We start from the raw sequence: 20,884 nt of genomic DNA on the forward strand, positions 1-20,884 counted from the left end.
TTGGTGTCGGTCGATCCAGTTGCAGAGCTCGTCGAACTCGTCGAGGTACAGCTCGTCGACGTCGCGCGGGCCCAAGTGCAGCAGGTGGGCGAACAGGCCTATGTAGGTCAGCCGTCGGCTGCTGAAGTCCCATTCGTCGGGGTCTCTTTTGGGGGGTCGGCCGCCTCGGCGATCGCGTCGTCCACCCCTGCCGGGTCGAGGGCATACGCCTTCAACTCGGCGATGGCGCCGGCCTGCCTGTCCTCCGGCAGCGCCACGATGTCCGCGGCATAGCTGGCGACCTCGCGTGCATCGAACCGGCTCGTGAGCTCGTCGACGGCGGGGTCGAACTCGCTCCAGCGCAAGCTGGGCTGCTGCCGCTTGAGCATGGCCCAGACCACGCCGCGCATGGCGGTCGGGTCGTCGTCCCGGACGCCGATCTTGATCGCGGACCACTTCATGTCGGTGGTCCGCTCGATGATCTGCGCCTCGGAGGCTCGCAGCCGACGCATGTCGAACTGCTGCTCCTCGCCGTCCGCGGGCTGGTACAGGATGATCACGTTTGCTCCGTTCAGCCGAGGCGTCGGCGTATGTCGTCGAGGACCCGCTCTACCTCGCGCTCCATGCGCGGCCGGTGGCGGCGGATGGTGGTCTCCCACCACAGCGGCGTGGTGGTCTGTGTCGTCCAGCGGCGGCGGTTGCCGTACACCGGGTGCCGGATCCGGCCGCTGTTCATGACGGTGGGCATGTTGCGCAGGTCAGGGGGGAGCGCGGCCCGGTCGATCCAGACCCGGGCACCGGGGTTGCCCGTCGTCCGGACCGACAGGCGGATGGCCGCGGCGATGGTGGCCCGCAGCGGCCGCGCCGTCGGGGACGGGCCGCCGCGGCCGCGGGCGCCCTGGCTCGCGAACGGCAGGGTCCGGACGGTGCGCTGCAGGTCGGTGCGCAGCGGCTCGGCCGCTCGCCGGATCCTGCGGTGCATCGAGGACCGCACGGCCTCCTCGTTCACCGACCGCAGCCGACGGGAGAGCTCCAGCAGCGCGCCGGTGTTGAGGATGCGGATGTCCCGGGTCACGGCTACACCGCCGTGTCGGTGGAGATGTAGTGGATCACCGGCAGGTTGGTGCCGTCGTACAGGGCAGTGAAGCTGTACGAGGGCTTGACGACCTCGAACCCGTCGATGACCGGAGGCGCCTCGTCCACCTTGATCGCGGGCAGGGTGATCCGGAACGTCTCGTAATACGTGCTGGCGATCAGCGGGCCAACCCACTCCAGGACCAGCGACGTCGCACCGTCCGAGGTGTGCAGGTCGTCGAGGGTGGTCGAGACGTAGTCCATCTCGATCGTGCCGGAGATCTTCACCAGCGCGTTCGAGATCGGTTCCTTCTTGAGCCCCGCCTGGCCGGCGTAGTAGCGGTCGGTGGCCATGGGCCGCTCGATCTTGACGTTCACCTTGCGGACGCCGTCGTGCGCGGTCTCCGAGGCGAACGTGCCGGTCTTGACGGCCAACTGTGCGAAGTGGAACGGGGCCCGGGCCGGGTAGCTGGCGGCCGCCAGGGTCTGCGTCTCGTCGCACGTCCGGCCGTTGATCTCCCACGACGACGTCAGCATCCCGCCGGACTCGCACGAGAACTCGGCCGCAGTCACCTTGCAGCCCAGGAACGTCTTGTCCGTCACCGTGCCGCTTGTCAACGGCACACCCTTCTGAATGACCAGTGACTTGCCGAACGAGTCGGCCAGAGTGTGGGTCTGCAGGTAGGCGGCCGTGGCGGCCTGCTGTACCGGGGTGCCAGCGCTCCCCATCAGGGACGCTAGGAACAGGCCCATCCCGGTGTTAGTGACCTCGAGGTCGACGCTGCCAGTAACCTCCTGCTGGGTCAGCACGCGCCGGTTGGACAGCGCCAGCAGCCGGCCGGACGCGACACCAGCGCTCTGCTCGGTGGTCTTCTTCAGGACCAGGCTCTCCTTGGTGAACTCCAGAAAGCGGGTCGGCGCGGTGAAGCTTCCGTAGCTGGACTCGGCGACGATGCCGAGCTGGCCGCCGAGGCCGGATCCGATCGCCATCAGCCATCACTCCTCGTCGACTTTGCCGCGGCCTTCCTCGGCGCGGCAGGTTCCTTGGGTTCCTCGACGGGCTCCCAGTTCGCGGTCTGGCAGACGTAGGCGTCGTACCGGGCGTCCGGTACCTCGACGACCTCGTCGGGCTGCACGATGCGGCCTGCGAGCTCCGGCACCTCGACCGGCACGGGGCCGATCCAGCGGACCTTCGCCATGGGCGTTCTCCTTCGGGGCATGGCGGCGGGCCCGCGCGCGCGGGCTCCGTACAGGGGATGGGTCAGATGCGGGCGCGGCAGCTGAGGGTGAAGTCCAGGCCAGCCAGGGCGCCCTCGGCCTGGACCTGCACGAGGTCGCCGGCGGTCAGGTGCGCCCAGAGCACGGTGCCGTTCAAGGTCGGCGCCTCGGGCCGGTCGTTGCTGGCCCGCAGGATCGTTTCGACCTCGCCCACGATCTCGAAGACCCGGCGGCGCCGGGCGCCCAGGTCGGTGCCGCCGGCGCGGGACTCGGCGTAGCAGTGGATGCTGAAGTCCTCGTCGCGCTGCCGGGCGCCGGCCCCGGCAAAGGCCTGCGTCAGGGTGACGGCGCCGTCCCCGCCGGGCTGCCAGCCGACCGACAGCCAGTCATCGGCCAGGTTGGTCGTGGGCGGCCCGTCGAGGATGCGCACGTTGGCCAGGCCGTCAGCTGCACGCAGCAGCTCCAGGAACGCGTCTACGGCGGCGGGTACGCGGGAGGTCTGCATCACGCCACCCCCGGTGGGAGTCGGTCCGGCTCGAGGAGCTGCAGCGCGCGGTTGGGGATTGCGTAGCCGAAGCCCGGGATCGGCTCGGTGACGAGGTAGTCGTCTCCGCCGCCCACTTGGGACAGCCCCCGGGATGCCCCGTACTGGGTGCGCCAGAGGTGTTGCAGGATGATGCGGGCGGCGGAGCTCAGGTTGGCGGGGATCACGGTTCTGCCGGCCACGTAGATGCCGCGGAGCACCCCGTAGAGGCGGCCGCCGTCGAGGCGGCGGACCACCCCGGTCGGGCCGTCGACGTCCAGGTCTGCAGGCAGGTACGAGGTGCCGCTGCTGTGGACCGCCGTGAGCGACGTCAGCGACAGCACCGGGGTACGGCGCAGCACCAGTGTCGGGACGCCGTGCGAGGGCAGGTCGTGGGTCTCGGTGACAGTGCGCCTGCAGCAGACCCCGGCGAAGCTCTCCACCCCGATCGTGATGGTCTCGAGCCACTCGCGGATCTGCTCGTCGTCGCCGGTGTCGCCGGGCGCGTACCGCAGGTGCCGGCGCGCGTCGGCCAGGCTGAGGATGTAGGCCGGCTCGGCCTCGCGTACGTCGAAGGAATCGGTGTACGCGCTGGCCGGGGCGGTGAACTGCCAGCGGACGGCGTGGCGGCCGGCCTGGACGGTCGGGTAGTCGACGAGGTATTCGCCCGCCGAGGCGGGCGCCGCGACGGCCGGGGTGACGGCCGTGCCGTCCGGCAGGGTGATCGTCACCACGGCGGTCGCGGCGGTGGTGAGGGTGCCGGCCGCACTACGGCAGGCAGCCTCCAGGCGCACGGTGTCGCCGAGATCGAACGGCACGGCTCACCACCTCCTCAGCGGGTTGTCGTACGGCGGCCGCGGCCGCCACCGCGCGACCGGGTGGCTGCCTTCTCGGCGACGGCCGCGCCCTGGTCCTCGGCGTGCTCGTCGCCCTGGTCGTCGTCCTCAGCCGGGGCCGACGGGCTGACGTACTCGGCTCGGTACCCGTCGGCCCATACCGCAGCCTCGTCGGTACCGAGCTCCACCACGTCACCGGCGACCCAGGAGAAGTCGAGTCCTGAGACGCCCTGCAGGATGCGGATGCGGGCCACTACGGGTGCACCACCGCGGCGCGGCGGGGGTTGGAGAGCACGACCTCGGCGGTGTAGAGGCCGCCCGTCGAGGGCGACCCGGTCACCGTGGTCACGACCCTGACGTAGCGCTTGCCGCCGGTGTACCGGGTCTCGTAGACCGTCTCGTCGTTGGAGGTGATCAGGGCCGGAGGGGTGTCCCCCTCGAGGTAGCCGGCCGCCACCGTGGCGAACGAGGAGTTGTCGTCGGAGTCCTCGATGGTGATGGTGTGGGTTCCGTCGGTGACGGTGCCCACGTTCAGCACGACGAGGGCGTCCTGGTACATCGACGCGTTCGAGCCGTCAGCCCGGTCCACGCTGGTGCCGTTCGCCGTGGCCGTCCTGGCCGCGGGCTTGAGTGACGCCTTGACCAGCACGTTGCTGTAGATGTCTCGCACGGGGTGAGTCCCTTCCTGGGAGGTCCCGGGCGGCGGGTGCCGCCCGGGACGGGATCAGCTGGCGGGGTGCTGGTACGCGCGGATCGCCGAGGCGTCGTCGACCTGGGCGTCGAGGCGGGCGAACCCGAAGAACCCGACCTGCAGGTAGTCGGCGTACCGCTCGGCCAGGCGCATCATCTGCACACCCTGGACCTGGCGGATGATGTAGCCCGCCTTGATGTCACCGAAGATGATCGACTTGGCGGACGCGGCCGGGACCGGCATCTTGTTGTCGATCGTGTACTCGAACCCGTTGATGGTGGACGGGAAGCCGGGCGCCGGGACCGGCACCCAGAGCGGACGGTTCTGGCTGTCCTTCAGCTTCCGGATCACCTTCAGCATCGCGTCGTTCATCAGGTACCGGCCCTGCGACCGGTAGGCCGGGTCGACGGAGTGCTCGAGGTCGACGAGGTCGTCGTAGATGATCGACGTCGTCTGGCCGCCGGCGCCGGTCTTGCCGACCGTGGCGTAGGTCGTGATGCCCTCGGGCTGGTCGATGCCGGTACCGGTGGCGAAGTACCCGGAGGCCGAACGACCGATGCGCTCGCCGAGCTTGCCAGCCAGCCAGGTCTCCAGCGGGAACGCCGAGTCGTTGAGCAGCTGCAGGCTGACCCGCACCAGCTTGCTGGTGAAGGTGTGCGCCTTCATGGTGCGTCGGCCGATGGTGACGTCCTGCTCGCTGATCTGGCTGTTCTCGGACAGCAGCGCGCCCTCGTTGGCGGTGTCGTCGTTGGTCGGCCAGTTCAGGTCGTTGCCGGTCGCCGTGGTGATGACGTTTGCCAGCGACAGGATGCCGCCGAAGCTCTTCATCGTTTCGGTCATGGTGTTGCGGAACTCGTCGGGGACGAGGTACCCGCCGGCCGGGTCCGACCCGACGGACTGGGCACGGACCTCGGTGAAGTTGCCCATCAGCAGCTCACGCTGCTCGTTGGTCATCCGCTCCATGCCGTTGCGGGTGTAGCGGGAGAACGCGCTGCGGTAAAGCTCCGCCTCGTCCTCGGCGCCACGCTCGTCGCCGCCCCCGCCGGTGGTGATGAGCTGGCTGCGGTCGACGGTCGACAGGGTGGACATCCGGTTGATGCGCTCGATGTCGCGGGAGACCTCGGTCAGCCGGGCCTCGGCGGCGTCCCAGTTGGTCCGCTCCTCGGCGGACCAGTCCCGGCCGCCGTCGGTCTCGGCGGCGGCCTGGATCTCCTGCATCCGCTGCCACAGAGTGTTCTGCTCGGTCACGAGTCGGGTGAGCTGTGCGGTCGTCATGAGCCCTCCTCAGGGCATGCCAGAGCGCCGGCGCGCGGGCCGGGCTGGCGGGGTGGGTGTCAGTTCGCGGGAAGGCCGTAGCGGGCAGCGAGCGCCCGCATGCGGCGGTCGACCGAGTCGCGATCACGTCGAGTGGCAGCAGCCGGCTCGGCGGGCGGTTCGGTTCCGCGAGTGGACTCACCCGGCTCGCGGTACTTCAGCAGGTCCAGCAGTTCGGGGCGGTACTGGGCGCGCTTCTCGATCGCGTCCTGGTCGCCCCGGTGGGCCAGGGCCGCGGCGACGTTGCGCAGCGAGGCCTCGGTGTCGGTGTAGGCGGGGAAGGTGACGGCCGAGACCTCGAAGAGGCGGACCTCTCGGAGGATCCGGAGCTCGGCCTGCACGGTGTCGCCGTCGGTGGTCTCGACGTCGATGAGTTGCCAGTCGTCCTTGACGACCTGGAACCCGAACGACATGCCGGTGATGTTGCCGTTGCGGACGTTCGCCTTCAGGTCGGAGACGTACGACAGCTCGGCGTCGAGAGCGGAGTCGACGGCCAGGCCGCGGGCGTCCTGGGCCAGCCCCAGGGTCCCGGCGGAGACTCGGGAGACCACGAAGTAGGAGTCGTGGTCGATGAGCATCCGGGCGTCACCCTCGGCGACGGTCTTGGTGAACGCGCCGTCGGCGACCTCCTCGTAGAACCCCCAGCGCAGCGGGTTGCCGATGCTGGTCCGGGAGTTGAAGACGGCGGCGTAGCCGTGGAAGCGCTCGGCGCCGCCCTCTCCGCCGGCGCGGATGCTGAGCCCTGCCGTGGACAACGGCAGGCGGCGGCGCTCCTCAGTCGTCGTCCTGGTCAGGGTTCTCATGGGCGGTGCCTTCCTCGGTGGTGTCCGGGGTCTGGAGCAGCCGGTGCGCCTCCGCCATCAGGGCGGCCGCACGGGCGGCGTTGGAGCGGCCGTCGGGCGGCTGCTGGTCGGCGAGCGGGTTGGAGCCCAGCGGCGCCATGTACGTCGGCTGCAGGTAGATGTCGCCCTCGGCGCCGATCGGCGGCAGGTCCTCGAGGCGGCGGATGTCGTTGGAGGACATGGCGCCGATGTCCCGCATCGCCCGGTAGAACGTGGCCCGGCTCGCCGCGTCGCCGCGGAGCAGGCCCTGTACGGCGTACCGGGCATCTTCCTGGCCCGGCACCAGCAGTTCCTTGGTGACGCGCTGCTCCGTCGGTGCCAGCCAGGTCGGGCTGAGGTCGAAGGTGACGAACCCGGTGGCCTGCTGCTCCAGCCCGGTGCCCCAGCTCGTCGACTTGGCCGTCTCCATCAGCAGGAAGAGCGGGACACCGAACATCCGGGCAATCTCGACGACCTGAAACTCTCGGCTCTCGAGAAACTGGGCGTCCTTGTAGGGCATGGCGACCGGCTTGAACGAGGCTCCGGAGTCCAGGACGGCCACCTCGTGACTGTTCTGGACGCCGCTCATCTTGGCCCGCCAGCGCTCCTTCAGAGCGTTGGCCTGGTCCGGGTTGAGCCGCTGCTCTGTCTGCAGCACACCGCCGATCATGTTGCCCGAGCCGAACAGACGGCCCGCGGACTTCTCCGCAGCCTGCGCCAGGCCGATGCCGGCGGCCGCCAGCCGGACCGGCGAGCAGCCGGTGATGCCGTCGTAGCCCAGGCCGGGGATGTGCAGGATCTCGCGCGGTGTCCGCCGGTGGACCGTGCCCCAGTCGTCGGTGACCCAGAAGACCTTGCCGCCCGGCTCCGCCGGTGTCGGCTTCTCGCGGTCGACCTGGACCCGGTCCGGGGAGATGGGCCACAGCTCCGTCACCTGGCCGGCCCCGTTGCGGAGTTTCTGCTGGTAGCTGTTGCCCCAGAGCACGCGGTGCGTGTAGGCCAGCCGCCATAGCTCCAGCGGGGTCAGCTCGGGGTGGGGGTTCGCCAGCAGCGGCGACGTCGTGCGTTCCCGCGTGCCGGTCTTGTAGGTGTGCAGAGGCAGCGCCGAGCTGACCCCGGCGATAACGTTCACAGCCCGCCACACGGCGGGCATGTGCAGGCTGCTGCGCTCCGTGACGGCCACCCCGGAGTCGGTGGTGCCGCCGCCGAGGACGTCCAGCAGGCTGGCCGAGGTCAGCGGTACGGCCGGGCTCTCCAGACCCGGAGAACGGCGCTCGAAGAGGCCGAAGAGGTTCCTCACCGCCCACCTCCCGTCTCACGGCCGGCCGTCGCCCGCTCGCAGGCGACCACCCCCAGGGCGCCGCCCAGGACCAGGGCGGCCGGAACGCTCATCAGCGCCACGCCGAGCAGCAGCGCGGCGGTACACAGCAACTCGAGGACGAGCACGAGTCTCACCACAGGTTCGGCGCCCCTTCCGGTTCGATGTGGGCCCGCTCGGCGTGGCCCCAGGCGGCGAAGGTGACGCCGACCAGGGGGCTGATATCGACGCTGACGCCGCGCCGGGCCCAGCCCCAGCCGTCCCCGATGGGCCTCTTGTCGGCGCCCGCCAGAGCGGTCGCCAGGGGCGCCTGCGCCAGGTGCACGATGCGCTGCTCGGCGACGCCGTCGTAGAACTGGCCGCACGCCGCGGCGATCTGCCGGACCTTGGGGAAGACGAGCAGCTCGTCGACCTCGTCGTCGGTCAGCTGGGCGCCCTTCAGCAGCTCCGGGTCCTTCAGGGCGCGCTTGACGGCCGGGACCAGGGAGCCGGCGGGCCCGCCCTCGTCGATGACGACCGCGCACGGCCGCCACTTCACGACGAGCTCGGCCAGGCGCTCGGCCGCCCAGCCCGTACCGGGCCGGTGGTCGATGACCTCGACGTGCGTCGAGGCGCCGTTCGCGCCGGCCGCGCAGATGGCTGTGTGCGTCCGCTCCGGAGTCGTGTCCAGTGCGAAGCACAGCGGGTCGTCCGGACGCGACGTGCCGTCGCCCAGCGCCCGCCAGGCCTCCTCGCCGATGACGGACCACGCGTCCTCCTCGTCGGACGGGTAGTCCCCCACCCCGAGCCGCTCCCGGCCGTAGACCTCGCCGCTCATGCTCAGCCGCTCCCGTTCGGTGTGCTCCGGCGTGAGCCGGTATCCCAGCGCCGGATTGGCCTTGGCCACGGAGAGCGCGCTCAGCGGGTCGTCGTGGTCGCTGCAGTCGGCCGCGCACTCCTTGACGTGCGGGTTGATCGACCACTCGAGGTAGGCGAGGGACGGGTCCGGTATGCCGGTCTCCATGGCCTGCAGCGCACGGCGCCGCAGGCGGGCCAGGTGGCGGGACGCCGCCCCGATGCCGGCGCTGCCGAAGTACCAGAGCTGCGGGTTCTTGACCGCGGCCATCGTCGGCATGAGAGCGCCGATCGGCTCGTCGCCGAGGATCATCGCCTCGTCCATCAGGTTGGTCTGGCCGGTGAAGCCGCGGCCGGAGCCGCCGCTGCGGGCCAGGAACCGCAGCCGCTGCCCGCTCAGGAGCTCGATGGCTTCCTCGCCGGTCGTTCGCCGGACCCGCTTGACGCGTTTGCGCAGCTCATCGGTGTTCACGATGAGTGACTCGATGCGGCGGAACGCCTCGATCGCGGTCTTGAACTCGTGCGCCGAGTGCAGGATCAGCTGCTCGCCGAGGAGGTAGAGGCCGGCCAGCGACCTCGCCTCGATGATCGCGCCCTTGCCGTTCTGCCTCGGGACGTTGACGCAGGTCTCGAAGCTGGCCCAGCTGCCGTCGGGGTTCTCGCCCAGGCCGACGTGCAGGACGAACTGCTGCCACGGATCGAGGTGCAGACCGGCCACGGCGGCCAGCTCGATGGCCTCCTGACCTGCACTGGAGGTGAAGGCGGGGGCGGTGAACACCCTGGGGCGCTGCTGGCCGCGGGCGTCGGGCACCCCGGAGGGAGCTCCGTCGCGCCGGTCAGGCGCCGAGGCGCTGGGCACGTCGAGCAGCGAGGTCATCGAGCGCGTCCCCCTCGGCCTTGGGCGGTGACATCTTGCGGAGCTCGAGGAGGGTGGCCCGCAGCTCCCGGGCCAGGCTGGGCGTGGCGGGGGAGCTGGGGTCCGCGTCGAGGGCGGTGGCCAGGGTGATCGCGATGGCGGCGAGGCCGGGCGCGATGTCCTCGGCGCCGAGCGCGGTGATCTCTTCGCGGGTCGCGTCGACGGCGCCGCTCATGATCACCTCCGCTTGTTACCCACTGTGACGGTTACGGAGAGTAGCTATTTACCGACGAGGGCCCAATGCCTAATTAGCAACGAGGGGTCCTCGCGCAAAAAACAGAGCGAGAAGGGCGTTTGGGTCGCCCGGAGGGTCGCTGAACTTTTGACCCACTCCCCGCCCCGACCTGGGTATACGTCACGCTTCGAGAGCGCGATCGGCCTTGATCGTCGTCGCTGGTTGCGTTCACCAAGCGCGCGAGGCTTGCGGGGTGACGGAGTGTGGGGTGCGACGGCCTGCCTGCCGATACCAGACAGTGACAACCCGCTCCATCTCCGGCTGCCGCATGTCCCGCACCCGACGCCGGACGATCTCCTCGCCGGGGTCGATGGTCACGATCCGTGCACCGAGCCGCTTGTACCGGGCCAAGGCCTTGGCCTGCGGCATGGTGTGGATCAGGTAGACGTCGGTGCTGTCGAGGTGTCGCTCCGCCTCGTGGATCGCTGCCTGCCGGGCACGGTGCACGATCCGCAACAGGGTGGGGTCGTGCTGATGATGATCGGCCCCGGGGCCGGCCATCGCGAGCGCCATCAGGTCCAGGTCGATCACCACGTCACTCGCCTTGGCGTTCGCCCGGATCCAGCTGCTCTTGCCTGCGGCCGGCGGCCCGGTCACGACGTACAGCACGGTTCCGGCCCGCAGCTGCAGCAGGTGTCGCCGGAGCAGCCGCAGCACAGCGGCGTGACGGCCGCGGCCCGGGCGACGTCGCCGGGGGCGAGGAGGTACTCCCCGAGGCGCCGGCCGAGCAGCCGGCGGGCGAGGCTCCGTAGCGCAGCACCCACGGTCACCACCTCCTCGACGAGCCCTGGACGCGGACGCTGGTCCGGTTACCGCGGGCGCTGTTGCAGCGCCGGTGAGCGCTGCGGGCGTTGGCCTTGTTGAGCAGGTCGCCGCCGCGGCTGAGCGGCAGGAGGTGATCGAGGGTGAAGGCGTCGGGGTGTCGGCCGGCCTCTGGCCCTGTGATGTCGTAGCGGATGTCGTGGCCGCACAGCCAGCAGGGCAGGCGCAGTGCGCGCTGCCAGGCGCAGAGGTTGCGGTAGGGGCGCCCGTTGCGCGGGTTGGCGGGCACGGGCGCCACCTCCCGCTACAGCTTGCTGATGTCCCACTCTCGGGGCGTTGCGAGCCCGTTGGGGGCGTATGCGGCGGTGCTCGGTCGGGGGTTGTCCGGGACCGCGAAGACGATGTTCCCCTTGACGCACTTGCCTGCGGTCAGCGTGGTCTCGAAGGGGAAGGCTGGCTTGGGGAAGTCGTCGAACGTCGTGCTGGACGGGGCGATGCGGGCCCCGTCCGCGTAGGTCAGCGTCCACGGCTGATCTGTGGCGACGAACGTCCCCTTGTCGCTGCAGACCTTGACGTCTAGGGCCGCCCACACGTAGCCGGCGGTGCCGGACTCGTCGGCGGCCGAGCCGACGGACCGCACCTTGTGCCGGTACCCCAGGACCGCGGCGTTGCCGGAGACCTGTTCGGCTCCGATGGTGCCCTCGAAGGCCCATGCGTGACCGACGGTGAAGACCGGGTCGGGGGTCGGTGTGGGGGAGGGTGAGGGGCTACTCGTCGGCGCTGCGGCGGACGTGGCTGACGGGGACGGGGCCTTGCTGGCTGTGCTGGCGTCGGTGCCGCAGCCGGTGGCGGCGAGGAGCGCGAGGCCGAGCGTGGCCGCGTGGATGGTGCGCATGGTGTCCCCCCAGGACGTTGTTGTGAGGAGGCATCATGCGCCGGGCGTGCCTGGTGACGGGCCGGTATGGCCGTTCCGTGACCTACGTGATGGTGAGGGTGCCGGCTTGGCGGACGATCAGTTCGTCGTTCGGGGGGTCGATCTCGATCCACACGTGCCAGGCGCCGCGCGTGAGGCTGCTCGCCCCGTCCGGGCCGACGAGGATCCGCGCGGTGTCGGCGTCGTCCCATTCGCCGGTGAGCCAGTCCGCGGCCGTCGGGTTGCCGCGGCGGGCGTCGGGGAGGAAAGCGAACCGCGGCGCAGCGCCGGTGAGGTCGACTCCTGCGGGCTGCGCGGTCACGGTGACGGTGACGTACTCGGTGCTGCTCGCAGGGATCAACACGGCGGACCGACCTCCCAGCGGCTGGCCGGCGCCGCCACCGCCCAGGCGGAGGTCGGGGCGCCGATGGTGAGCGTGATGTCCGGGTCGAACCCGTCGAGGGTGGGCGCGTAGAGGGCCGTGGTCGGCTCGATGCGGGCCGGGGCGAGCGTGACGGGCCCCGGGGCGAGCGCGGGCGCGTACAGGGCCGTGGCTGCCTCGAGGCGGTCGGGAGCGACCGTGACGGGCCCGGGGGCGAGGACGGGCGTGTACAGGGCGGTGGTTGGCTCGATGCGGGCCGGGGTGAGCGTGACGGGCCCGGGGGCGAGGGTGGGCGCGTACTGGGCTGCGGTGGACTCGATGCGGGCCGTGTCGACGGTCTGTTCGCCGGGGGCGACGGCCAGGGTCCAGGCGGAGCCGAGGGCGGACTGGTCTGCGGTCCACGCGCGGGAGCCGATCGTGCCGGACACCGTGGTGTCGGAGTCGCCCCAGGCGGCGGAGCAGGCGCCGCTGCCCGAGGTGGTGAAGGCCTGCCCACGGCGTGTGTGGCCCGCTGGCGCGGTCCAGGCCGCGGTCTGCGGTGTGGCGGCGCCGCGGGAGTCCCAGACGACGCCGACCTCTCGACTGGACGCTCCGACCGAGCCGAGGGACGGCGTCGTCTTGGTGGTGGCGGCCGCCGAGGTGTTGGAGGCTGCGGCGATCGGGTTGGAGGCCAGGGCGCCGCGCACGCGGCCGAGGAGCAGCACCTGGCGGATCGCTCCGGTGCTGGGGGTGACGGTGATGGTGGCGCCGAGGTCGCCCGCCTCGGCGATGCGCCACCACAGCTGAGACATGTGCCCGGACTGCATCGCGGTGCCGAGGCTGGTCCAGGCGCCGGCGCCGCCGGCGATGGAGAACGTCCTGGACCCGGACGGCATGACGCACGCGGCGAGCAGCAGGTCCCCGATCGCGACGCTGCCGTCGTTGGGGACGGTGGCGGCCGCCGAGGAGCTCGAGGAGAGGGTGACGGTGTCGGCGAGGTGGACGAGCTGACCTACGGCCATGACGTCACCTCACAAGGCGAAAATGCCGCTGGCGTTCCACTGGGCGACGATGTTGCCGCCGTTGGGGGTGACGCTGACGCCGTCGATGTACGCGATGAGCGGCGCGGTCGCGTCGGCCCCGGTGTGCTTGTAGAGCACGATCGCCTCGACGCTGTCGCCGGTGGCCGCGGTGAACGTCACGTCCGCGGCATCGAACACGCCGGACGCGATCGTCTTGGATGCGAGCGCGCCGGAGACTGCCACGCGGGCGCCGGCGGCGACGTCGTCGAGGAAGTCATGCGCAGCGCTGTAGGTGTAGTCGGCGGTGTCGACGAGGACGGCGCGGATGTCGTCTGCAGCGAGGTCGATGTCACCGCCGAGCAGCAGCTGCTTGAACGAGGGGTAGAGCGCACTGGCCACCGGGGCCTCCTTCGAGGGGGACGGATCGGCGAGGTGCCGCCCGGGGCCCTCGTCCCGGGCGGCCGTCCCCGCTCCACTCCCGCCGGAGTGGTGTGCCCTGCCGCCCGGCGTCGGGTTCCGGGCGGCAGGAGTGGGAACGCGGAAGGCCCCGACCGTGGCGGTCGGGGCCTTCCGTGTGTCGTGGTCAGCCTGCGTCTGGGCATGGCTGTACGCCCAAATCGTGGCGCGCGTGATGATCTCGTGTCAAGCGGCGTTCTCGGCGCGCTGGCCGGGCCGGGACGGCTTGGGGGCGTCCCGGGCCGCCAGGACGTCACGCAACCGGTAGATCGGCCGCTTGGGCGTACCCCCGGCACGGGCCAGGACACCCCGGCGCACCCAGTCCCGGATGGTGGCCGGCTGCACCCCGCAGGCGAGCGCGGCCGTGGTGGTGGTGAGCAGGCCGGGCGGAAGCGATCGGTACTCCATGCTGATCAGTCTCGCCGAGCGACGCACGCACACGCGCTGCGCACCGGCCCCCCGCACTCCGGATGCGTGCGGCCGCGGCGGGCAGCAGGCTGGAGAGGTGGAGCGGGCGCCGATCACCGTGCACCGGATCTCCCCGTCGGGCGGCCGGCGGGTGACGATCCGCGTGGGCGGCGTCGACACCGTGCTCGGCGTGGCGTACGGCGATCGGGACCTGGTCGAGTTCCTCCGTCGCATCGACCTCCCGGACCCCGAGGAGCTCGTCCTGGGGGACTCGGCAGCCATCGGCTGGCAGGACGACCCGCCGCACGTGTACGAGACGCAGGAAGCCCCGCCCGATGCGTGATCGGACGGGGCCTGGTCCCGAGTAGCGCCAGCAGCCACACAAGCGCTGATGGGATGTCTCCACGCTACGGGCCGGGTCTGACAACGGCCTCTGTCGCGGTCGGGCCGGGCGGTGTCGCGGTCGGGCCGGTGAGGTACGGGTAGTAGTCGCGGAACGTGTCCGCGACAGCCAAGAGCGCGGCCGCGTCGTCGCGCAGCTGGGCGAGCCACTGAGCGGCGGTCTCGTCGTCAACGAGGATCTGGTAAGCGGGCCGGGCCGCCTCTGCCGCGGTCACCGCCGCGCGCAGCGCTGCCATGGCCGCAGCGGCCTGACCTGCCTTGTCGCGGTACATAGCCATCCGTGTCGCGCGCGTCGCGAGCCTGTCGCGGTACACCACATCCTTGGACACGCCGAGCTCCTTGGCGATGTCGCGGATCGTCCAGTTGTCGCGGGTGAGCTCCTCGACACGCGCGCGCCGCTCGGCGACAAGTGCGCGCCGCTGCGCGACAGAGATGGTCTTCGGGTCGGTCATGGGTCGGTCCTGTCGCGGTCGCGGCCGGGCCTGTCGCGGTTGGCGACAGGCCCGGCCGGGAGGGGTGGGTCAGGCGGCGGCGGCGCGCAGCTGCTCGGCGTACTGGCTCCGCTTGATGCCCGGGACGACGCCGGGGGCGTGGGCGAGCAGCTCGGCCTCGGCCTCGGCGACGAGGTCGCGGCGGATGCCGTAGTGCTCGGCGGCGAACTGACCGACGAGGAGGTCCCGCGAGGCCGGCCACATCAAGCTTTCGGGCCGGGACCGGTCCAGGTACGACGCGATCTGCAGGAGCAGCGTGCGGCAGGTGTCGCTGGGCGGCTGGCCGGTCATCGGTTCACCGCCGGGGTGATCGTGCCGGTGACACCGGCGGCCGTGACGCGGACGGTGAGGACGCGGCCGCCGATGCGCTGGATGCGGCCGGCGGCGATGAGCCGGCGGGCGGGCGCGGGCGCGGCGACAGGGGTGGACATGGCAAGATCGGGCACAGCCGTTCTCCTTGCTGGATCAAGGGGGGTTGGTCAGGCCCTCGTCCGGTGTTCGCGCACCGTCGGGGGCCGCTCTGTTACTGGGGCTATCCGGCGAGCAGCGGCGCCTCCTCGTGGCCCTGGTCGCGGTCGTGGTCGATCCACTCCTTCAGGTGCGCCCAAGAGCTCGGCGGGTACACCACCTCGCACCAGGGACACGTCACCGCGCTGCTGCTGCGGTAGTGGCGCAGGACGGCGCCGCACAGCGTGCCGTCGGGGTTCTCGGCCGGGCACGGGCCGAGCCGGGTCCCGCGCTCCGCGGTGTCGGCCGGGCAGACGATCGCCAGGGCCCGCTCGTCGAGCCTCCGGATCTCGATCGCGAACTGGCCGCCCTGGTCCCACGTGACCACGTAGTCGAGGTGGAAGGCCAGGCGCGTGGCGGCGGCCGTCACACGGTCGTTGTACGTGCCGGCGATGACGGGCGCCGACCCGCAGCGCGAGGCCTGCATCGCGGACCACCAGTCCTCGAGGACGCCGACGATGCCGCCCGGGCCACGCAGGGTCAGGACGTCCGCAGCCACGGGCAGGGGCGCCTCGACGAGGCGGACGCGGCCGTACGACGGGCCGCCAGCAGCGGGCTGCAGCTCGTGCTGCAGCAGCCGGTACAGGGCGGGCAGGCGGCGCAGCCGTCCGGACGTCGCTGCCCTACACCGCGGGCACAGCGTCTCGTCAGCGGGCAGCGCCGCACGGCACACGCAGGGACGGGCGTTCATCTCTTGCTCCTGACGGTCTTGCGGCGGTAGCCGAGGTAGGCGAGGACGAGGCCAGCGAGGAAGCTGGCCGCGACCCAGACGGCGAGGACGCCGAGGGCGGTCACGGACGGGGCTCCCTCTGCTGGGGCGGCCGCGACAGCCGCGTGACGCTGGCCCTGGGGCTGCGGGGCCGGCTGCCGGAGCAGCCCGGGCAGTAGTCGACGTCGCCGGGGTGCGACCGCCAGCCGGCCGCCCGGGCGGCAGCGCGGGCCTCGTCGGTAGTCCAGCAGTAGATCGTGATGGCCCCAATGCAGGCGGCCTCGCTCCACACGGTGTTGCAGTGCAGGGTGATGGAGGCGCTCACTGCTCCTCACAGGTCGCTAGGGCGGGGCGTGACGAGGTCGGAGCAGACGCAGGTGTGGACAGTGCCGTTGCAGGCCTGGCAGTAGTCCCGCTCGTCGGGCAGGTCGGGCAGGTCGGGCAGGTCGGGCTCGGGCACCACGGCCGGCCGCCGGTCGAGGTCGGACACCCATGCCGCGCACACCGCGGCGATCTGGATCAGCTCGGCGCGCAGCTTCGCGGGGTCGGTCTCGGCGAGGGCCTCGCGGTACTCCTCGTCGAGGACGTGGGCCCAGGTGAGCGTCTCCCTGTTGGCGTGCTGCTCGCAGATGGCGCGGGCGGCGTCGCGCATGGTCCGGTTGTAGGCGTCGTCCTGAGTGCCGTCGGGGTGGCGCTGGTCGCCGAACTTGGCGAGCTGCCGGCCACGTTCGGCGTCGAGCTCCTGGGCGAACCGGGCGAGGCCGGGGGTGGTGAACAGGGTGGGGTGCATGTCGGGTCTCCTTGGTGTGGGAGGGCGGGCGATCCGGATACGCGCCGGTCAGGTGGCGTCGGGGTGCGGGCCGCAGTAGCGGGCGTAGACGCGGAATTCGCCGTCCACGGTGCGGGCCTTGGCTTCGTAGTGACCTGCGGGGGCGTAGGCGCGGAGTTTGCCGGTACGGATGGCGTAGGCGGTGCTGCCAGCGGATGCGCGACTGCCCTTGGAGTCGATGTAAGCCCACTTGCCGGGGTGATCGCGGAGTTGGGCGGCAATGGCGATGTTGATGCCCCACTGGCCCTTCTCGGTGGCCTTGGGGAGAGGTTCGAAGGTGATGGTGTGGGTCATGGGTGGCTCCGGCAGTGGTGTCAGGCCGCAGCGTCGAGGGCGCGGGCGGCGGCGTAGGCGGCGTGGGCGGCGGTGAAGGCCTCGACGCTGCCGCCGCGGTCGGGGTGCGCGGCGGTCATGGCGGCGCGGAGCTCGCCGAGGTCGGCGGCCGGGGCCGGGGCCGGGCCGACGGTGGGCGCCTCGAGGTACAGGAACTTGTCGGGCTCCCACCAGCCGGTCATCCTGCTCCGGCAGATCTCGCCCTCGGCCTCGAGGGCAGCCCGGTCCACGCTCCGCAGCTTGGTCTCGGCGCCCTCGCCCACGGCGTAGTAGATGCGCCGGGCGGTCTTCTTGAGGATGGGGAACCGGATGACCCGGGCAGGCACCCAGCGCTCGTCTCCCTCTCTGTCCCAGTGCCCGGACTGGATCCCGTACAGGTACTCGACGGGCGCCGGCAGGGCCCGGGCCGCGCGCCGCAGAACGCTGTCGGTGAGGTGCGGCCAGGCCACGCACCCCGCAGCGCCGCACGCCCGGTCGACGCGGCCCTCGGGCTGCCGGCCGTAGCCCAGCTCGAAGGCGAGGCGCGTTCCCTTCACCTTGCGGCCGCCGATGACTGCCTGGCTGCTGCCGACCCACAGCAGGTGGCCGTCCTCGGCCGCCCGGGTCCGCCGCTCGAGGGCCTCCTGCGGGGTGGCGGCCTGCGGGCCGCCCGCCGGGAGGAGGTGGAGGGAGCGGCGCAGCTTGCCGACGGAGTCGCGCCCGAGACCGGTGCGGCGGGCGATGTCCTGGTCGCTCAGCTCACCCGCCTGCAGCAGCCGCTCGGCCTCGTCGATGTCACCGGCGATGTGGCCCCCGGTGGCGGCCTTACGGTGCTGCCGGTAGCCGGTGAGGGCAGCGCGCTCCGTGGGGTTCAGGCCGCCGCGAACGCCGTCCCGGTAGGCGGGAGACACCGCGCCCTCCTCCAGCAGGGCCTCGTCGAGGCAGCGGCCCTTGACCGGGCAGACCCCGCACATGGCCCGGGCGATGGCCTCGCTCGACTCGAACTCGAGCAGCCGGCCGACGCATGCCGCGCGCTGCTGCCAGTGGGCGTCGGGAGCGGAGTCGGCGTGAGGGCGGCTGCGGCGGTTGGTGACGAGTGTGGGCATCGGTTCCTCCTCAGGCATCGGTGTCAGGGCAGATGGTCAGGCCGCTGCTGGCGAGGTACTCGCCGATGGCGGTGGCGAGGCCGGCCGGGGTGGCCTCGTCGGGCGGGGTGAGGACTCGGTAGTCCTCGATGGCCGCCGTGAGTACGGCCATCGAGGTCGACGAGATGCCGCTCACGACGTGGCGTGGGAGGCGCGCCAAGCGGCGACGACCGAGGCGGGCACCACCCCGGCGACCGGGCAGGGGATCCCCTCCTCGCGCGCCCAGGCCCGGACCTCGGCGGGCACGTAGTCGCGCGGCTTGACCTGGCGGGTCTTCTGCCCGTCCCTGAGCTCGGCCGCCCGGGCCCGCAGCTTTTCGATGCGGGCCTCGAGCTCCTTCACGTTGGAGGTCACGGCCTCCAACTCGGCGTCCTGACGGCGCCGGTTCTGCAGGACGTCCAGGGCGGTGCTTGCGCGCACCCCGGCCGTGCGGATGGAGGGTGAGGGGTGGTCCGCGGCCCAGGACAGGAGGTCGGCCACGTCGGGGGTTGCGCTCGGTGCCGAGGCAGCAACAGGGGCCGGACGGGGCGGGGTCAGGGTGCCGGCGCGGTGCGCGGCGACCTCGTTCTGGTGTGCGCTGATGATCCTCTCGACGGCAGCCAGCTCGACACCCGTACGGTCGGCGATGGCCTGGTCGCTCAGGCCGTCGCGGTGCATGGCGATCAGGGTCTTGGTGGTGACCTGCATGGCGGTTCTCTTTCTGATTCGGGTGGAACGGGGGCGGGGTGGTCTCAGCGGGTCCATCCCTGCCAGCGCACCGGGCGGACACCGGCGCGCTGCTGGGGCATGCTGCGGCTGCTGCGCCCGGGCCGGGGCGGCGCGGTGCACGTGGCCACGTGGGGCATGTAGCGGCGCTCGTACGCCTCGACGTCGGGGCGGTCGGAGCTGAGGCTCCGGGAGCGCAGGGTGCCGACGCCGTCGCGGTACACGGCCACGTTCCCGAGCGCGTTGGGGTCGGCGTTGACGGCCTGGCGGCGGCCGGCCACGGTCACGGTCCAGCGGATCCGCTGGCCGCAGCTGCCGCACGAGGCGACGTCGTGGTCACTGAGCATCGGGAACTCCTCAGGTACCGGGGAGGTCGATGCAGTCGTGGCTGACGCACTGCACGTCGGCGGCGACGAGGTGGACGTGCAGGCCCTCGGCGGCCAGGGCCTCGGCGGCGAGGACGGCCGACGGTACGGGCTCGGCCGCGAACGGGACCGGGACGGTGCCGTACTCCTCGGCGTAGTCCAGCTCGGCGGAGGCGAGGACGATCGTCATGGGGTGGGCCTCTCAGGCGGTGTCGGTGTCGGTGAAGTCGGTGATGTGCGGGGAGACGAGGCGCCAGCCGTAGACCCGGATGGCCTCTCGGCGGCCGAGCGTGCGGATCGCCCGCAGTACGGCCTCGGGGTCGGTCTCAGCGGCCGCGCGTACCTCGGCGACCGTGGCCACGTGCTCGGGGGCGCGGACCGACAGCAGGAGCGGCATCTGCCCCTGGCTGCTGGCGCTTTTCGCTTTGACCTCGGCGGCCCGGCGGTCGCGCCGCTCCTGGGTTGTGAGCGCCAGGGGCGGCCGGTCGGTGTCCGGCGGGGGATCCGCGTTCGGCGGGTCGCTGTCACCGGGGGGAGCTCCCCCCAGGGACGGGTGACCACCAACAGCAGCCGTCTCCTGGGGTAGTACGTGGGAACCCCTGGGACCTTGGGGGGCCGGTCCCCCCAACCCAAGGGGGGCCGGTCCCCCCTTGGGGTTGGGGGGCCGGTCCCCCAAGCTTTCGTCTGCGAAGTTGGGGGGCCGGTCCCCCCAACTCGGGTCCTCTGCCTGGGGGGCCGGTCCCCCCAGGTTCTGCTCCTCCTCGGACCAGGGCGCCGCCGCCTTCTTCGGGCGGACCCGGCGGCTGGCAGTGAGCGAGGCGACGGCCGCAGCCCAGTCCGGGCGAGGAGCGATCAAGATCGTGTAGACGGTGGGGATGCCGCGCACGCGCTCCCCCTGCACACCGACCACCCCGGCGGCCTCGGCCGCCGCGAGCCACCGGCGTACCTCCTTGATGTCGGAGGCGCAGCCGCGGGCGATGCTCTGCACTCGGATCACCGTGCCGTCCCGCATCCGCAGGACGCCGGCGGTGTTCGCGGCGGAGGCCATGGCGTAGAGCAGGGTGAGGAAACCACCGCGCAGGGGGCGCGGAATCTCCTTGGCCCACCTCCAGTACAGAGCGTTACGGAAGTCGTGCGGGACGCTGTTGTTCCAGGTCTTATCCGGCTGCTCATCGGGCACGGGAGCTCTCTCGTGGTTGCGGTCGTACGGCGGACTGCTGCGGTGGTCAGCGGCGCAACTGGTCGGCGCGGTACTGCGGGAGGGCCAGGGCCAGGTGGGCGACCTCGTACCGGGCGCCGCGCACCGGGCGGATCCAGCCGCGGCCCTCGAGCGCCCGCAGCTGGACGGCGACCCGGCCGGCCGTCAGCCCGGTGGCCTCGACGAGGCCGAGCAGGCCGGGCTGGTCGGCGTCCGCGATCGTTCCGTTCGGGCCGGCGTACGAGGCGAGGGTCAGGGCGACGAGGCGGGTGTGCGGGTGCATCCGGCTGCAGCGGATGCCCTGGATGTAGCGGACCCGGTAGGTGCCGTCGACCGGGGCGGGGGCGAGGGCGCGGCGGGCGACGTCGAGGGGAGTGGGCACGGTTCCTCCGTCGAGGGAGAGGGTTGGGCGGGCGGTTCGGTGAGGCGGGAGAGGTAGGACCCGGCGGGCCAGCCCGGGCCGGGCGGAGTCTCGGCCCGCCCGGCGAGGGCGTTGGGCGTGTGTCGGTCGCAGCGCCAACCGCACGGGTAGGGCCGGGC

General features: G+C 72.0%; 36 protein-coding genes. 1 reads left to right on the forward strand and 35 read right to left on the reverse strand.

Annotated features, from left to right (window positions below; all coding sequences use genetic code 11):
- Positions 1 to 107 precede the first annotated feature (107 nt).
- From OHA91_RS22745 to OHA91_RS22845, 21 genes are all read right to left on the reverse strand, one after another.
- On the reverse strand, positions 108 to 539 hold the full coding sequence (locus OHA91_RS22745) for a hypothetical protein (RefSeq protein WP_328739872.1): 432 nt from the start codon (positions 537 to 539) through the stop codon (positions 108 to 110).
- A gap of 11 nt (positions 540 to 550) precedes the next feature.
- Entirely contained in the window at positions 551 to 1,054 is a 504-nt protein-coding gene (locus OHA91_RS22750; protein ID WP_328739873.1) for a hypothetical protein, read from the reverse strand.
- 2 nt (positions 1,055 to 1,056) lie between these two features.
- Entirely contained in the window at positions 1,057 to 2,043 is a 987-nt protein-coding gene (locus tag OHA91_RS22755; protein ID WP_328739874.1) for a phage tail tube protein, read from the reverse strand.
- Entirely contained in the window at positions 2,043 to 2,252 is a 210-nt protein-coding gene (locus OHA91_RS22760) for a hypothetical protein (RefSeq protein ID WP_328739875.1), read from the reverse strand. Before OHA91_RS22760 ends, OHA91_RS22755 begins: the two co-directional genes overlap by 1 nt.
- A gap of 62 nt (positions 2,253 to 2,314) precedes the next feature.
- Complete coding sequence (locus tag OHA91_RS22765) at positions 2,315 to 2,776, reverse strand: hypothetical protein (protein ID WP_328739876.1); 462 nt, start codon at positions 2,774 to 2,776, stop codon at positions 2,315 to 2,317.
- The gene (locus tag OHA91_RS22770; protein WP_328739877.1) at positions 2,776 to 3,612 is read right to left on the reverse strand and encodes a hypothetical protein; all 837 of its coding nucleotides are present in this window, start codon (positions 3,610 to 3,612) and stop codon (positions 2,776 to 2,778) included. The genes OHA91_RS22765 and OHA91_RS22770 overlap by 1 nt, the downstream gene beginning before the upstream one ends.
- 14 nt (positions 3,613 to 3,626) lie before the next feature.
- A complete protein-coding gene (locus OHA91_RS22775) occupies positions 3,627 to 3,884 on the reverse strand; it encodes a hypothetical protein (RefSeq protein WP_328739878.1) in 258 nt (85 codons plus the stop codon).
- A complete protein-coding gene (locus OHA91_RS22780; protein WP_030659728.1) occupies positions 3,884 to 4,300 on the reverse strand; it encodes a hypothetical protein in 417 nt (138 codons plus the stop codon). The genes OHA91_RS22775 and OHA91_RS22780 overlap by 1 nt, the downstream gene beginning before the upstream one ends.
- Before the next feature lie 54 nt (positions 4,301 to 4,354).
- Entirely contained in the window at positions 4,355 to 5,596 is a 1,242-nt protein-coding gene (locus OHA91_RS22785) for a phage major capsid protein (RefSeq protein ID WP_328739879.1), read from the reverse strand.
- Between the two features lie 59 nt (positions 5,597 to 5,655).
- Positions 5,656 to 6,438: an HK97 family phage prohead protease gene (locus OHA91_RS22790; protein WP_328739880.1), complete on the reverse strand. Its 783-nt coding sequence runs from the start codon at positions 6,436 to 6,438 to the stop codon at positions 5,656 to 5,658.
- The gene (locus OHA91_RS22795) at positions 6,410 to 7,756 is read right to left on the reverse strand and encodes a phage portal protein (protein ID WP_328739881.1); all 1,347 of its coding nucleotides are present in this window, start codon (positions 7,754 to 7,756) and stop codon (positions 6,410 to 6,412) included. Before OHA91_RS22795 ends, OHA91_RS22790 begins: the two co-directional genes overlap by 29 nt.
- A complete protein-coding gene (locus tag OHA91_RS22800; RefSeq protein ID WP_328739882.1) occupies positions 7,753 to 7,914 on the reverse strand; it encodes a hypothetical protein in 162 nt (53 codons plus the stop codon). Before OHA91_RS22800 ends, OHA91_RS22795 begins: the two co-directional genes overlap by 4 nt.
- The gene (locus tag OHA91_RS22805; RefSeq protein ID WP_328739883.1) at positions 7,908 to 9,485 is read right to left on the reverse strand and encodes a terminase; all 1,578 of its coding nucleotides are present in this window, start codon (positions 9,483 to 9,485) and stop codon (positions 7,908 to 7,910) included. Before OHA91_RS22805 ends, OHA91_RS22800 begins: the two co-directional genes overlap by 7 nt.
- On the reverse strand, positions 9,445 to 9,699 hold the full coding sequence (locus tag OHA91_RS22810) for a hypothetical protein (protein ID WP_328739884.1): 255 nt from the start codon (positions 9,697 to 9,699) through the stop codon (positions 9,445 to 9,447). Before OHA91_RS22810 ends, OHA91_RS22805 begins: the two co-directional genes overlap by 41 nt.
- A gap of 228 nt (positions 9,700 to 9,927) precedes the next feature.
- Positions 9,928 to 10,416: an AAA family ATPase gene (locus OHA91_RS22815; protein ID WP_328739886.1), complete on the reverse strand. Its 489-nt coding sequence runs from the start codon at positions 10,414 to 10,416 to the stop codon at positions 9,928 to 9,930.
- Between the two features lie 109 nt (positions 10,417 to 10,525).
- Positions 10,526 to 10,810 (reverse strand): HNH endonuclease, encoded by a 285-nt coding sequence (locus tag OHA91_RS22820; protein ID WP_328739887.1) that lies wholly within the window; start codon positions 10,808 to 10,810, stop codon positions 10,526 to 10,528.
- A gap of 15 nt (positions 10,811 to 10,825) precedes the next feature.
- The gene (locus OHA91_RS22825; RefSeq protein ID WP_328739888.1) at positions 10,826 to 11,416 is read right to left on the reverse strand and encodes a DUF4352 domain-containing protein; all 591 of its coding nucleotides are present in this window, start codon (positions 11,414 to 11,416) and stop codon (positions 10,826 to 10,828) included.
- Positions 11,417 to 11,498: 82 nt separating this feature from the next.
- Complete coding sequence (locus OHA91_RS22830; RefSeq protein ID WP_328739890.1) at positions 11,499 to 11,798, reverse strand: hypothetical protein; 300 nt, start codon at positions 11,796 to 11,798, stop codon at positions 11,499 to 11,501.
- Positions 11,792 to 12,817, reverse strand: a complete 1,026-nt coding sequence (locus OHA91_RS22835; RefSeq protein WP_328739891.1) for a hypothetical protein — start codon at positions 12,815 to 12,817, stop codon at positions 11,792 to 11,794. Before OHA91_RS22835 ends, OHA91_RS22830 begins: the two co-directional genes overlap by 7 nt.
- A 9-nt stretch (positions 12,818 to 12,826) precedes the next feature.
- The gene (locus OHA91_RS22840; RefSeq protein ID WP_030659750.1) at positions 12,827 to 13,216 is read right to left on the reverse strand and encodes a hypothetical protein; all 390 of its coding nucleotides are present in this window, start codon (positions 13,214 to 13,216) and stop codon (positions 12,827 to 12,829) included.
- Between the two features lie 243 nt (positions 13,217 to 13,459).
- Complete coding sequence (locus OHA91_RS22845; protein ID WP_106981587.1) at positions 13,460 to 13,681, reverse strand: hypothetical protein; 222 nt, start codon at positions 13,679 to 13,681, stop codon at positions 13,460 to 13,462.
- 97 nt (positions 13,682 to 13,778) lie between these two features.
- Between OHA91_RS22845 and OHA91_RS22850 the strand changes: the two genes are divergently transcribed.
- Positions 13,779 to 14,024 (forward strand): hypothetical protein, encoded by a 246-nt coding sequence (locus OHA91_RS22850; protein WP_328739896.1) that lies wholly within the window; start codon positions 13,779 to 13,781, stop codon positions 14,022 to 14,024.
- Between the two features lie 64 nt (positions 14,025 to 14,088).
- Here the strand turns inward: OHA91_RS22850 and OHA91_RS22855 are convergent, their stop codons facing one another.
- The 14 genes from OHA91_RS22855 to OHA91_RS22920 form a co-directional block, all read right to left on the reverse strand.
- Complete coding sequence (locus tag OHA91_RS22855; protein ID WP_328739898.1) at positions 14,089 to 14,535, reverse strand: hypothetical protein; 447 nt, start codon at positions 14,533 to 14,535, stop codon at positions 14,089 to 14,091.
- A 69-nt stretch (positions 14,536 to 14,604) separates the two neighbouring features.
- The gene (locus OHA91_RS22860; protein ID WP_328739900.1) at positions 14,605 to 14,865 is read right to left on the reverse strand and encodes a hypothetical protein; all 261 of its coding nucleotides are present in this window, start codon (positions 14,863 to 14,865) and stop codon (positions 14,605 to 14,607) included.
- Entirely contained in the window at positions 14,862 to 15,020 is a 159-nt protein-coding gene (locus OHA91_RS22865; RefSeq protein ID WP_328739901.1) for a hypothetical protein, read from the reverse strand. The genes OHA91_RS22860 and OHA91_RS22865 overlap by 4 nt, the downstream gene beginning before the upstream one ends.
- A gap of 86 nt (positions 15,021 to 15,106) precedes the next feature.
- Complete coding sequence (locus tag OHA91_RS22870) at positions 15,107 to 15,772, reverse strand: hypothetical protein (protein ID WP_328739902.1); 666 nt, start codon at positions 15,770 to 15,772, stop codon at positions 15,107 to 15,109.
- 100 nt (positions 15,773 to 15,872) lie between these two features.
- Positions 15,873 to 16,115, reverse strand: a complete 243-nt coding sequence (locus OHA91_RS22875; RefSeq protein ID WP_328739903.1) for a hypothetical protein — start codon at positions 16,113 to 16,115, stop codon at positions 15,873 to 15,875.
- 6 nt (positions 16,116 to 16,121) lie between these two features.
- The gene (locus OHA91_RS22880; RefSeq protein ID WP_328739904.1) at positions 16,122 to 16,580 is read right to left on the reverse strand and encodes a hypothetical protein; all 459 of its coding nucleotides are present in this window, start codon (positions 16,578 to 16,580) and stop codon (positions 16,122 to 16,124) included.
- A gap of 48 nt (positions 16,581 to 16,628) precedes the next feature.
- On the reverse strand, positions 16,629 to 16,913 hold the full coding sequence (locus tag OHA91_RS22885) for a hypothetical protein (protein ID WP_328739905.1): 285 nt from the start codon (positions 16,911 to 16,913) through the stop codon (positions 16,629 to 16,631).
- A 20-nt stretch (positions 16,914 to 16,933) separates the two neighbouring features.
- Positions 16,934 to 18,037 carry a WhiB family transcriptional regulator gene (locus OHA91_RS22890; RefSeq protein WP_328739906.1) on the reverse strand — a complete coding sequence of 368 codons (1,104 nt, stop codon included), beginning with the start codon at positions 18,035 to 18,037 and terminating at the stop codon, positions 16,934 to 16,936.
- Between the two features lie 10 nt (positions 18,038 to 18,047).
- Positions 18,048 to 18,212: a hypothetical protein gene (locus OHA91_RS22895; protein WP_328739907.1), complete on the reverse strand. Its 165-nt coding sequence runs from the start codon at positions 18,210 to 18,212 to the stop codon at positions 18,048 to 18,050.
- Positions 18,209 to 18,763, reverse strand: a complete 555-nt coding sequence (locus tag OHA91_RS22900; protein WP_328739908.1) for an Lsr2 family DNA-binding protein — start codon at positions 18,761 to 18,763, stop codon at positions 18,209 to 18,211. Before OHA91_RS22900 ends, OHA91_RS22895 begins: the two co-directional genes overlap by 4 nt.
- 44 nt (positions 18,764 to 18,807) lie before the next feature.
- Positions 18,808 to 19,128: a hypothetical protein gene (locus OHA91_RS22905; RefSeq protein ID WP_328739909.1), complete on the reverse strand. Its 321-nt coding sequence runs from the start codon at positions 19,126 to 19,128 to the stop codon at positions 18,808 to 18,810.
- Between the two features lie 10 nt (positions 19,129 to 19,138).
- Complete coding sequence (locus tag OHA91_RS22910; protein WP_328739910.1) at positions 19,139 to 19,336, reverse strand: hypothetical protein; 198 nt, start codon at positions 19,334 to 19,336, stop codon at positions 19,139 to 19,141.
- Between the two features lie 12 nt (positions 19,337 to 19,348).
- Positions 19,349 to 20,326 carry a hypothetical protein gene (locus OHA91_RS22915; protein ID WP_328739912.1) on the reverse strand — a complete coding sequence of 326 codons (978 nt, stop codon included), beginning with the start codon at positions 20,324 to 20,326 and terminating at the stop codon, positions 19,349 to 19,351.
- Positions 20,327 to 20,372: 46 nt separating this feature from the next.
- Positions 20,373 to 20,726 (reverse strand): hypothetical protein, encoded by a 354-nt coding sequence (locus OHA91_RS22920; RefSeq protein WP_328739913.1) that lies wholly within the window; start codon positions 20,724 to 20,726, stop codon positions 20,373 to 20,375.
- Positions 20,727 to 20,884 lie beyond the last annotated feature (158 nt).

It is taken from the genome of Streptomyces erythrochromogenes (assembly GCF_036170895.1).
In the GTDB taxonomy this organism is placed as follows: Bacteria; Actinomycetota; Actinomycetes; order Streptomycetales; family Streptomycetaceae; genus Streptomyces; species Streptomyces erythrochromogenes.

Excerpts from the sequence above, each read along its gene's own strand:
- OHA91_RS22755 (WP_328739874.1), bottom strand. The coding sequence starts at position 2,043 with ATGGCGATCGGATCCGGCCTCGGCGGCCAGCTCGGCATCGTCGCCGAG.
- OHA91_RS22760 (WP_328739875.1), bottom strand. The coding sequence starts at position 2,252 with ATGGCGAAGGTCCGCTGGATCGGCCCCGTGCCGGTCGAGGTGCCGGAG.
- OHA91_RS22765 (WP_328739876.1), bottom strand. The coding sequence starts at position 2,776 with ATGCAGACCTCCCGCGTACCCGCCGCCGTAGACGCGTTCCTGGAGCTG.
- OHA91_RS22785 (WP_328739879.1), bottom strand. The coding sequence starts at position 5,596 with ATGACGACCGCACAGCTCACCCGACTCGTGACCGAGCAGAACACTCTG.
- OHA91_RS22790 (WP_328739880.1), bottom strand. The coding sequence starts at position 6,438 with ATGAGAACCCTGACCAGGACGACGACTGAGGAGCGCCGCCGCCTGCCG.
- OHA91_RS22805 (WP_328739883.1), bottom strand. The coding sequence starts at position 9,485 with ATGACCTCGCTGCTCGACGTGCCCAGCGCCTCGGCGCCTGACCGGCGC.
- OHA91_RS22810 (WP_328739884.1), bottom strand. The coding sequence starts at position 9,699 with ATGAGCGGCGCCGTCGACGCGACCCGCGAAGAGATCACCGCGCTCGGC.
- OHA91_RS22825 (WP_328739888.1), bottom strand. The coding sequence starts at position 11,416 with ATGCGCACCATCCACGCGGCCACGCTCGGCCTCGCGCTCCTCGCCGCC.
- OHA91_RS22835 (WP_328739891.1), bottom strand. The coding sequence starts at position 12,817 with ATGGCCGTAGGTCAGCTCGTCCACCTCGCCGACACCGTCACCCTCTCC.
- OHA91_RS22845 (WP_106981587.1), bottom strand. The coding sequence starts at position 13,681 with ATGGAGTACCGATCGCTTCCGCCCGGCCTGCTCACCACCACCACGGCC.
- OHA91_RS22855 (WP_328739898.1), bottom strand. The coding sequence starts at position 14,535 with ATGACCGACCCGAAGACCATCTCTGTCGCGCAGCGGCGCGCACTTGTC.
- OHA91_RS22860 (WP_328739900.1), bottom strand. The coding sequence starts at position 14,865 with ATGACCGGCCAGCCGCCCAGCGACACCTGCCGCACGCTGCTCCTGCAG.
- OHA91_RS22870 (WP_328739902.1), bottom strand. The coding sequence starts at position 15,772 with ATGAACGCCCGTCCCTGCGTGTGCCGTGCGGCGCTGCCCGCTGACGAG.
- OHA91_RS22880 (WP_328739904.1), bottom strand. The coding sequence starts at position 16,580 with ATGCACCCCACCCTGTTCACCACCCCCGGCCTCGCCCGGTTCGCCCAG.
- OHA91_RS22885 (WP_328739905.1), bottom strand. The coding sequence starts at position 16,913 with ATGACCCACACCATCACCTTCGAACCTCTCCCCAAGGCCACCGAGAAG.
- OHA91_RS22890 (WP_328739906.1), bottom strand. The coding sequence starts at position 18,037 with ATGCCCACACTCGTCACCAACCGCCGCAGCCGCCCTCACGCCGACTCC.
- OHA91_RS22900 (WP_328739908.1), bottom strand. The coding sequence starts at position 18,763 with ATGCAGGTCACCACCAAGACCCTGATCGCCATGCACCGCGACGGCCTG.
- OHA91_RS22905 (WP_328739909.1), bottom strand. The coding sequence starts at position 19,128 with ATGCTCAGTGACCACGACGTCGCCTCGTGCGGCAGCTGCGGCCAGCGG.
- OHA91_RS22910 (WP_328739910.1), bottom strand. The coding sequence starts at position 19,336 with ATGACGATCGTCCTCGCCTCCGCCGAGCTGGACTACGCCGAGGAGTAC.